The sequence below is a fragment of the Candidatus Krumholzibacteriia bacterium genome (assembly GCA_029865265.1).
Lineage (GTDB): Bacteria > Krumholzibacteriota > Krumholzibacteriia > WVZY01 > JAKEHA01 > JAKEHA01.
Genome location: JAOUHG010000066.1, coordinates 1 through 7,206, shown reverse-complemented (window position 1 = coordinate 7,206; position 7,206 = coordinate 1). Strand labels below are relative to the sequence as shown.

The window sequence follows — 7,206 nt, the reverse complement described above, 5'->3', positions numbered from 1 at the left end:
CGATGGAAACGAGGGCGGACGGGCCTATGTCGCGATGGAATGGTGCGATGGCGTGTCGATCGCGGTCGCCGCGCAAAAGGCGCGCGCCGCACGCGACCGCCCTCGGCTCCACGATCTCGTGGGCCGGATGTTCGACGCCTACGGCCGGCTTCACCAACAAGGCGTGCTTCACGGTGATATCCATCCGGGCAACTGTCTAATACGCGACGACGGCCGTGTCGTAATCCTCGATTTTGGCAATGCGCGATCTATTGACGATGCCAGGACAGTCGATCCGATGCGTTCCGGTATCCCGCAGTTCTACGATCCTCAGATAGCCGGCGCGATGCTCGCCGGCCTGCTGCCACCGGCGGTGACCACGGCATCCGAACAGTATGCGATCGCCGTCCTGGCTTATCTGCTGTTGACGGGACTGCAGCCGATCAACTCACCCGCTGTCCGCGATGAGTTGCTACCGCGCATCGTCCGCTGGCCGGTATTACCGTTTGCTGCGCGAGGTGTCCCCACCTGGCCCGAGGTTGAAACCGTGGTCGGACGAGCGCTGGCCAAACAACCTGCGGATCGCTTTCCCGATGTCGGCAGCTTGGCACGTGCCTTTTCGTCGGCGGGCTTGCCCCCGGACATCCCGCCACGATGGCCCACGGCTGCCCAGCGGGCATTCGATACAGCCATCGAGGCCGTACGGAGCCTGGCACCTTTGCCCGAGCCTGCCGACCACGTCTGGTTTGCCTTGCGCGCTGCCCTGGCGTTGGAGGATGCTGAGCTGTTGGCCGCCGCCGATATCCTGGTTGGCCTGGCTGGACCAGGTTGGGCTGTCCAGTCCGTCGCCGCGCTCGTAGCGCGGGCACGGTCGGACAGCCGAATGGAAAGCAGAGCCATCGCCGGGTTCCTGGCAGCGGCTGAGCGGCTGCCGGACGGGCCAGAGGTCGGTGCGGCCATCCTGGCGGCAGCGAGCGTTCTCGATGGGGCCATGTCTCGTTCACCCGATGCGGCAGAGCTTGCCGGCTGGGCTGCGCGACGACTCGACCGACTTATGCTGACGCCCTCGTTGATCGGACCTGACGCATGCATATCGGATCCGCTGCTGACCTATGTCGCGCTGTCGCTCGGCAAGACGGGCACGGTCGCCGTGCGAGCCGATCTCCCGGCACGTCTTGAGGCGCTGAGCGAGATGCACGCTGGCGACGTGTGGCTTTGGGCGCTGGCGCATGACATCTTCGGCGACGACCGATTCAAGGCGCTTGCCCTCGCCTCAAGGCTCCCGAGCAAGCCGTTGAGACGCGGGTTCGCGCTGCTCAGGCTACACCAGCTTACCGGCGACATGCACTGGATCGCCGATGCCAACCACGTGGTGGCGAGGGCGCCCACCGTCCGACTTCCAGGGCTCGACACCGCGCTCCTCATGGCCGAGCTGAAGGCACCCGAAAGGGTGATCCTGCCGCCATTCCTTTCCCCCTTTTCCACTAGGAGCAGGTCCGAGTAATCCCGCATTTTTGATTGGACAGATCAATGGCCATGTGGCTCTTAGGGCGCATGAGCAAACTACTCAAAACGTGGCCCATCGATCAGATTATGCTGTTGCCCCACGGCTCAGGAGCTGGTGCATTGCTGCCGCTCAAAACCTGTGGCTGAAAGACTGCAGAGGGTCGAGGACTGCCATCGGCCAGGAGCGGAAGTTCGGCGCCGAGATTGCGCCGCCGCAAAGTGGTTCTCAGCCCTGTCGCATGAACGTTCGCTATCACTGGGCCAATAGAACGGAAGTTGTCATATCCCGCCACACGCCTTCCTCCTATTGACCAGATCTGGAACCGTGCCTCTCAGATGTCAGCCTCAGCGCTGAATAGCATTGGCGTCGTGCCTGCCACATCAACCTGTGATCCTGCCGCGCTCATGTTCACCTCAGCATACAAGAGTCCTTCCTACGAGGGGCCATGGAACGGACGGTGCGATACACCGCCATCTGTTCAAGGGTGATCAGGAACGAACGGCGCGGGACATGCTGAAACCACCCAGCAGTCATGAAGCATTCCAACGTGCCCACGGGCGGTCAGTCAGTCACTGAGAATGCTCCGCTACGCAACGTACGTGTTGTCTCCAGGAATCGTCAGCGCAGTATTTTTAAACGGTTAGAATCGCTGTGGCGCAATAGAACCGCTTCCGTTCCATTGCCCCCTGGGACGACAGCTTGCCGATACGGTTGCAGAGCAGCTATTCTCAATCACTGGCATGACACGATCCGGCGTCATATTTTATCCGTTCCACCTGTGCCACGAGCGCACCTTGCAGCGGCTGCTGGAGCGGTATCAGCAGGTGCATTTCCGAGACTATATGGCCATACAAGTCAGTCTTTTCTGCGGGACAATGGCCTTTCCCGACCGTATGGGAGATGCCTTCCCCGACCTCCTGGCAAGCAAGCGACTGGTGCAGGGGTACAACGTCAGCGGACCGCTCAAGCCGGACACCTGTATCGCCGTGGATCGTGATCTCACAGATTCAACGTGGCGTGGGCTCTTTCATCGCGCACTGGTGGAGAATCGCCGATTCCAACGCGGCCTGTTCGACGGCACAGACATCACTGGGCGTCACAACGATGGCCCTGCCGAGCAGCCCTTGGTGGTTCGTCTGAAGGATGTTTCGTTCGAGACGACTCCCTTTTCGGTGGCCGGTATCCGTCAACTCAGCCAGCGACGGCTCATCGGCAGAGAAGCTGATCTCTTCGACTATGGCCTTGCCCTCCTGAAAACCTCCGCCTCACTGGTGTATACAATACAACTGGCAACGGCTGAACAGCTGGCCGTTGCGACTGACTCGTCTGCCCATTTCACATTACTCACTCGGCTTATAGAACGAATGGGCTTCACGATCGAGAATAAGTTGGTCGAACAAGGCATGTCTTAACCATGACACTCAGGTCTGCTCGCACCTCCGTCCATACCTGCCCCATCAACGCCCCAAACAATTCCGGATGTCATTGAAGACATTGAGACCGGCAGCGGCAGCGGATTGGGGAGAAGCCGGGATAACGGAATATTCGATCAGATCAGGGCAAATGACGCCGTGTACTTCTGCTTTGGGTCGGATTCCAGCAGTCGAAGAACGGCCAACTGCGGAAGTTCGGCGCCGAGATGGCACTGCCGCAAAGCAGGCCTTAACCCTGCCGCATTAACCACTCAACATGCAATGGTCGGCACCGCGTCAGCTGGTTATTAATTTACCAAAACGCTTGACGCAGAGCCGGTCCATTGCAACGTGTGATTATCCCCAGGCAGTCGAGATCACTTCTTTAACGAATCACGGAAGGCCATCGACTCCAGTTCGACGCGAATCGCGTCGTCGACCGGAATCACCGGCCGCGCTTCGAACGTGAACGCCGGCAGCAGCGAACAGACTTTGTGGACCGTCGTTGGATCGTCGCATTCCACCAGCATGTACCCGCCCCAGTCGCCGACGCGGATCACGAACATTTCGACCTTGAAGTTGCTCGGCAGCTTGTAGGCCCCCCACACTTCCAGGATTCGCTTCTGCGCATTCTCGTACTCGATGGCTGAGCCTTGCGAGCGTTCGGACCAGGTGAGCATGTACTTCATCGGCATCTCCTTGGTTGGATTGCTGTCAACTGAGCAACATCTGTTGAATTGGGATCACTGTGTTTAGGCCGATCCGTATAAGAGTTGGACTGCCAATTTCTGTCCGTATAAGACGGCACGAAGATTCGCGAACACTACGCCATAGCCATTGTCATTGCAATGACCTCCGACTGGGCGACCATATATCACGGGTTCTTATGCGGATAGGTGCAAGCACCCCTTCTGACAGCGGTCAGTCGTGTACGTCTGCTTTGGGTCGGATAGCGATGGTCGTAGAACGGCCAAGTGCGGAAGTTCGGCGCAGAGATCGCACCGTCATAAAGCGGTCCTCCAGCCCTGCTGCAATAACGATATGGAGTTCAACGGCGAGCAAAGTGAGTCCGTTGCATGCCGAGGCTAGGAGGAGTTCGGGATTGCGAAACCTGCCTTTGCCAGTCTCGCCCTGAGGTTAGGGCTCGTAAATGAATTAAGGTATCAATTGTGGCGAGGATGAATAACGTAGTTCCATTCGCCATGAAATCTGTTGGGTTGTAGATGGACTTGCTCCATCTCTGCGTTACTGACCTTGCGTCCGGTTGAATATTTGCGTCGATCCAATCGGCACGTCACCTTCAATCCCTTTGCCGTTGTCGTCCTGGCGATCAGATGCACGATCGTTTCGTAGTCGCGCAACGGCTCGCCGCGCCAGTTGGAGGAGATGAAGGAAAAGAGTCGGTGCTCAACCTTGTTCCACTTGCTGGTGCCGGGCGGGAAGTGACACACCGCGATGCACAGTCCGGTGTGATCGGCGAACCGCTGCAGCTCCAACTTCCACAGCCGCAGCCGGTAGCCATTGCTCCCTCCGGAGTCGGCGGTGAACAGGATGCGCGCCGCATTGGCATAGATCCTCCGGCCCTCCGCCCGCCACCATCCGCGGATGGACGCGACGGCGAACGCTCCGGTATCGTGATCGGTGCCAATATTCACGAAGCCCGCATTGCGCCCGATGTCGTAAATGCCATACGGGTAAGCCCGAGGCACCTCGGGACCAGGGAAGTCGTGGCCTTGCACGCGCAGGGGCCGCTTGGCGCGCAGCCACTGCTGCCCCTTGTTTTCGTAGTTCCCAACGAGTTCCTTCTTCTTGGTGTCCACCGAGATGACCGGCAGGCCCTGGCGTAGATACGTCTTCACCGCGGCGCTGATGTGTCGAAACTGCGCATCGCGGTCGGGATGATCCGCCCCCTCCTCGGTCTTGCGATTGCTCTGTAGACTGTACTGCAGACCACGCAGAATCTGCGCCACCGTCATGTGGCTCACGGGATGCTTCTGCTGGCTCAGGGCTCTGGCAATCACCCGCGTGCTCTTGCAGATCCAGCGCAGCGGGGACTCCGGATCCCCTCGTGTGTGCCCCTCGATCATCTGGTCCAGCGCCCCGAGCAGCGCTGGATCAGACACCGTGATGGCCTTACGGCCCGCTCCGGGCCGACGAACCCGACCTTCCAGTGCCGCCTCGCCCGCACCAATCTCCCGAATCCCTTTGCGGATCGCCTTGCGCGACAGCCCACAGGCGCGGTGTACCAGCGAAACCCCGCCGTAGCCCAAGCTCATCGCCTCATTCGCCGCCGTAAGTCGACGCGTACGTTCATCCAAGTATAGCCAGATCGAACGCAGCTTCCGCTTCATCTGCGATAGCGTGGCATCCATGCCTGGGCATGCATAGCACAGAGAATCACATCTTTGATACCTTTATTAATTTACACAGCCTTACGCTGCCACGCAGCATCCGACATGGAATCGAGTATCACCCCATCTAAGTCTGAGGGTCGTTCAAAATTGGGGAACACTTGATCTGGATCCTCGTAGACAACGAAGACATTTTCCCATCCCAGGTGACCGTAGAAGAAACCAAGTTCGAGTACGACGTTTTGGCGCGCGCGAAACTGAAGGGCACGGTCGCCAACACCCTGTGCATCGTACTGTCGCCGTGAGGCACCATAGTCATCCGCACTGAACAAGACAACCGCAAATTTCGCCTTGGATGCAACTGCCATGAACTTCTGGAAAAGGGACTGCGCCAACTCGCCCCGACGCGACAAGACCACAGGTTCTACCTCTACAGATGTGAGGAAGCGCTCCAATTCAGCGAGAGCCGTATTGCTGTGCCCGTGAACCACGAATACGGGCCTAGGTGGCGAGCCATCTTCTACTGGTTCACTCGAAGACCTCAGTTTTCTCGCTATGTCAGCTGCGATTATAGGTGCGTCTACTTTGCCTACCAGGGCACGTGGAGTTGGAGTCGATCTTAAATATCTCGCAACGGCATCGACCACCTTCGTGGCCGCAGACATCGTCTGTTCGTCCGTTGGCTGGCCTGACAGGTCGATATATTGCAGCGCCTGAAGCCGGAACGGCATCTGAAGGTCTTGGTGGAGAATGATCGGTATGAGCAATCTGTCTTTGGTGGCGCTAGCGAGAGAAATTTCGCGGTGAAGCAGATCGGACTGGACGGATTGCGGCGAGAGGAAAATGAGGACTCCGACGGACGATTCCAGCGCGTCAGAAATCGCCGAAGTCCAGCTCTCACCGGGTTGGAGATTGGACACATCCATCCACACTTCAATAGGAACTGTGCGGAACTCCAGCTCTTTTCGCACAGCATCAACGACCGGAACTACTCGGTCAAGGTCGGCCCGGGCGTACGAAACGAATAGATAGTGTTGTTTCTCCATTGCCGCTTCGCCTACGTCTTCCGCTTAATAATATTTACACGAACCTACATAAGAACCGAATCTGTCATTTTCTATCCGCGTAACACGCCACTACCGTTCGCGAACAATACGCCATACCTGCCATCGTTTTAATGAGTTGCGACTGGACAACTATGCGTTACGGGTTCTTATCCGGATCGGCGTAATCCGCTAGGCTGACCCCACTCCAACGAACGGAGCAACTCCCTGCCACAACCCGCAGGCACTGAACGGCCGCTTTTGAATTCGGTGATTGACTGCTTTGGGCGGATGGCGACGGTCATAGAACGGCCATGTGCTGTCAGTCGATGTCCTAATCCGGCAGCAAGATAGCAGTCGTTGGCCAAGTTTGTGTAAGGTGTGTATACTACACACGATGCAGAGCCGCGAGCTGATCAAGCTATTGCAGGCCGATGGTTGGCGGCTCAAGCGGGTGCGCGGTAGCCATCATTAATTTGTGCATCCGACTAGGCCCGGCACGGTCACGGTGCCGCATCCCAAGAAAGATTTAGGGATAGGTTTGGTGAAGGTGATTCGCAAGCAAGCTGGCTTGAAGTGAGGCTGTAGAGTTATGCGATATCCGATTGCCATTGAAACAGGGGATGCCAAACATGCGTTCGGGGTGGTTGTCCCGGATCTGCCTGGCTGCTTCTCTGCCGGGGATACACTTGACGACGCACTGACCAATGCGCGTGAGGCCATTTTGCTTCACCTCGAAGGACTCCTGGACGACGGTAAGCCGTTCCCTGCGGCATCGTCGATTGAACAACTGCGGAAGAAGCGTAGCTATCGCGGCTGGACCTGGGCTGTCGTTGACGTTGATGCCAGCGAGCTCGGAGACAAGGCCGCAAGAATCAACATCACCTTGCCGCAGCGCATTCTGCGTGCAGTCG

The 7,206-nt window shown here is 58.1% G+C and carries 6 protein-coding genes and 1 pseudogene; 4 read left to right on the top strand and 3 right to left on the bottom strand.

Annotation, left to right across the window (positions count from 1 at the left end; genetic code table 11):
- Both OEX18_15265 and OEX18_15260 read left to right on the top strand, forming a co-directional pair.
- Window positions 1-1,483: AarF/UbiB family protein (locus OEX18_15265; GenBank protein MDH4338627.1), on the top strand; the 1,483-nt coding region annotated here is incomplete at its 5' end.
- 797 nt (window positions 1,484-2,280) lie between these two features.
- The gene (locus OEX18_15260; GenBank protein ID MDH4338626.1) at window positions 2,281-2,898 is read left to right on the top strand and encodes a hypothetical protein; all 618 of its coding nucleotides are present in this window, start codon (window positions 2,281-2,283) and stop codon (window positions 2,896-2,898) included.
- Between the two features lie 377 nt (window positions 2,899-3,275).
- Here OEX18_15260 and OEX18_15255 read toward each other — a convergent pair whose 3' ends face one another.
- From OEX18_15255 to OEX18_15245, 3 genes are all read right to left on the bottom strand, one after another.
- The gene (locus tag OEX18_15255) at window positions 3,276-3,587 is read right to left on the bottom strand and encodes a DUF3303 domain-containing protein (protein MDH4338625.1); all 312 of its coding nucleotides are present in this window, start codon (window positions 3,585-3,587) and stop codon (window positions 3,276-3,278) included.
- Between the two features lie 474 nt (window positions 3,588-4,061).
- Window positions 4,062-5,270: an ISAzo13 family transposase gene (locus OEX18_15250; protein ID MDH4338624.1), complete on the bottom strand. Its 1,209-nt coding sequence runs from the start codon at window positions 5,268-5,270 to the stop codon at window positions 4,062-4,064.
- A gap of 50 nt (window positions 5,271-5,320) precedes the next feature.
- Window positions 5,321-6,295 carry a nucleotide-binding protein gene (locus tag OEX18_15245; GenBank protein ID MDH4338623.1) on the bottom strand — a complete coding sequence of 325 codons (975 nt, stop codon included), beginning with the start codon at window positions 6,293-6,295 and terminating at the stop codon, window positions 5,321-5,323.
- 394 nt (window positions 6,296-6,689) lie between these two features.
- Here OEX18_15245 and OEX18_15240 point away from each other — a divergent pair.
- Window positions 6,690-6,872, top strand: a pseudogene (locus tag OEX18_15240) (type II toxin-antitoxin system HicA family toxin).
- Between the two features lie 12 nt (window positions 6,873-6,884).
- Window positions 6,885-7,206, top strand: a 322-nt coding sequence (locus OEX18_15235; protein MDH4338622.1) for a type II toxin-antitoxin system HicB family antitoxin, incomplete at its 3' end; no start/stop codon positions are given.

What these genes read in the sequence shown, in the direction of transcription:
- OEX18_15250 (MDH4338624.1), bottom strand. Translation starts at nt 5,270, where the DNA reads ATGGATGCCACGCTATCGCAGATGAAGCGGAAGCTGCGTTCGATCTGG.
- OEX18_15255 (MDH4338625.1), bottom strand. Translation starts at nt 3,587, where the DNA reads ATGAAGTACATGCTCACCTGGTCCGAACGCTCGCAAGGCTCAGCCATC.
- OEX18_15245 (MDH4338623.1), bottom strand. Translation starts at nt 6,295, where the DNA reads ATGGAGAAACAACACTATCTATTCGTTTCGTACGCCCGGGCCGACCTT.